The organism is Rhodoferax lacus, assembly GCF_003415675.1.
In the GTDB taxonomy this organism is placed as follows: domain Bacteria; phylum Pseudomonadota; class Gammaproteobacteria; order Burkholderiales; family Burkholderiaceae_C; genus Allorhodoferax; species Allorhodoferax lacus.
In genome coordinates this window covers 1-2,504 of record NZ_QFZK01000047.1, presented here as the reverse complement: position 1 = coordinate 2,504, position 2,504 = coordinate 1, and the positions used below count along the sequence as shown (strand labels likewise).

Annotated in this window: 2 protein-coding genes; both read left to right on the top strand. The window is 57.9% G+C overall.

Annotated elements, in window-relative coordinates:
• Nucleotides 1-115 precede the first annotated feature (115 nt).
• Nucleotides 116-1,630 (top strand): IS21 family transposase, encoded by a 1,515-nt coding sequence (istA, locus tag DIC66_RS22665; protein WP_117180449.1) that lies wholly within the window; start codon nucleotides 116-118, stop codon nucleotides 1,628-1,630.
• Nucleotides 1,620-2,432: an IS21-like element helper ATPase IstB gene (gene istB, locus DIC66_RS22660; protein WP_117180448.1), complete on the top strand. Its 813-nt coding sequence runs from the start codon at nucleotides 1,620-1,622 to the stop codon at nucleotides 2,430-2,432. Before istA ends, istB begins: the two co-directional genes overlap by 11 nt.
• The last annotated feature ends 72 nt before the right edge of the window (nucleotides 2,433-2,504 follow it).

Genomic DNA, 2,504 nt, shown 5'->3' with positions numbered 1-2,504 from the left:
TGTTGATTCCAAATGAAGGTTGGGCCAAAAAAGTAGGAATTCCAGTCGAAAACTGAGCCACGTTATCCACAATCCTTGCTTCATTTTTGAGCAGGGGTGATTAGGAGTGATAGACGTGGGAACCCTCAGCAAACTCAGGCGCATGGTGTTACGTGAGAACGTATCTGTGCGCGAAGCGGCCAGACGGCTGCGCATTTCCAGAAACACGGCAGCCAAGTGGTTGAACGAACCACAGATGGTAGAGCCACGCTACCCGCAGCGGGCGCCGGCGCCAAGCCTGCTAGACCCGTATCGTGATCAGTTGGCAAGCTGGCTCAAGACTGACAGTTACCGTGGCAAGCGTGAGCGCCGTAGTGTGCGGGCGTACTTTGAAGCCATCCGGGCCATGGGCTTTACTGGCAGCAAGAATCTGGTCTACGGCTTTTGCAGCCAATGGCGGCAAGAGCAAGCCAACGCCCCACGCAATGCCGGGTTCGTGCCCCTGAGCTTTGAGCTCGGCGAGGCCTTCCAGTTTGACTGGAGCTGCGAATACGTGGTGATTGGAGGCTTGCGCAAACGTCTGGAAGTGGCACACACCAAGCTGGCAGCCAGCCGGGCGTTCGTACTGGTGGCGTACTTTACCCAGTCCCATGAGATGCTGTTTGATGCACACACCAAGGCCTTTGAAGTGTTTGGTGGCGTGCCCAGGCGCGGCATCTACGACAACATGCGAACGGCAGTGGACAAGGTGGGCAAAGGCAAGGAGCGCAGCGTCAATGCCCGGTTTGAATCGATGACTGGGCATTACCTGTTTGAGGCCGAGTTCTGCAACCGCGCAGCGGGCTGGGAGAAGGGCCGAGTGGAGAAGAACGTGCAGGACCGGCGCCGGCACATCTGGCGGGAAGCGGCAGAGAAGCGCTGGGCCAGTCTTGCTGAGCTCAATGCCTGGTTGCTGCAGGCCTGCCAGGACAGTTGGGCAGAACTGAGCCACCCGGACTGGCCGGAGCTCACAGTGGCCGATGTCATGCAGGATGAGCGCAGCCGTCTGATGGCTTTGCCCAGGGCATTCGATGGCTATGTGGAGTTGCCAACGCGGGTCACTTCCACGGCGCTAATTCACTTCCAGCGCAACCGCTACAGCGTGCCTTGTGAATGGGTGAACACCGTGGTGAGCTTGCGGGCCTATCCCGAGATCCTGCGCATTGTGGACAGCCACGGTGAGGTGGTCGACCTGGTGCGCAGCTTCGAGCGTGACCAGACCTTTTATGACTGGCGTCACTACATCAGTCTGATAGAGCGCAAGCCCGGAGCCCTGCGCAATGGCGCTCCCTTTAAAACCATGCCCGAGCCGCTGCAGGAGTTGCAGCGGCAATTGCTCAAGAACGCCGGCGGGGACCGTGTAATGGCACAGGTTCTAAGCGCCATTCCACTGCATGGCTTGGACACCGTTCTGGCGGCCATAGAGATTGCTCTGGAGGCCGGGCGGGCAAGCGCCGAACACGTTCTGAACACATTGGCCCGTCTCAAAGATGCCGCGCGCCCTATGGCCACGCTGAAGATCGATACGCCACTTACCCTGCAGACACCACCCTTGGCCAACGTCATGCGTTACGACAGCTTGCGCATCCTGGAGGTCGGCCATGTCCAATGACATCGTTGCCGCCCTGAAGGGCTTGAGTCTGCACGGTATGGCCAGCGCGTGGCCAGAGGTGTTGGGTACAGCGCGCCTGAAGACGCTGGACCATGAAACGGTGCTGCACCAGTTGCTCAAGGCAGAATCGGCGCAGCGTGAGGTGCGTTCGATGGCCTACCAAATGCGTGTGGCAAGGTTCCAGTCACATCGTGATCTGGCAGGGTTCGACTTCACCCAGGCCAATGTAGATGAAGCCCTTGTGCTTGATCTGCACCAGATGAAGTTCCTGGAGTCGGCTCACAACGTAGTGCTCATCGGAGGGCCGGGAACTGGCAAGACGCACCTGGCCACCAGCCTCGGAGTCAATGCAATCCGCAGCCATGGCAAACGGGTGCGCTTCTTCTCCACGGTCGAGTTGGTCAACGCCCTGGAGCAAGAGAAGGCGCAGGGTAAGTCAGGGCAACTGGCTTACCGCCTGATGTACGTGGACATGGTAATCCTGGATGAAATGGGCTATCTGCCATTCACGCAATCCGGTGGTGCCTTGCTGTTCCACCTGCTGTCCAAACTTTACGAGCGAACCAGTGTGGTGATCACCACCAACCTTAGCTTCTCGGAATGGGCCAACGTGTTTGGTGACGCCAAGATGACCACGGCACTACTGGACCGACTGACCCATCACTGCCACATCGTGGAGACCGGCAATGACAGCTGGAGGTTCAGGAATTCCAGCGCGCAGGCCAAGCCATTACGCAAAGCCAGCAAGGCAAAAATACAGAAAGGGGAAGCTCCAGATGTAGACTTATCCACAATCGAGTAGCCAAAAATACCTTTAAACCGTGTGGCTCAAAATTCGACTGCAAACTGGCTCAGATTGACGCTGGAATCAACA

Coding starts and splice junctions, on each gene's coding strand:
- istB (WP_117180448.1), top strand. CDS start 1,620: ATGTCCAATGACATCGTTGCCGCCCTGAAGGGCTTGAGTCTGCACGGT.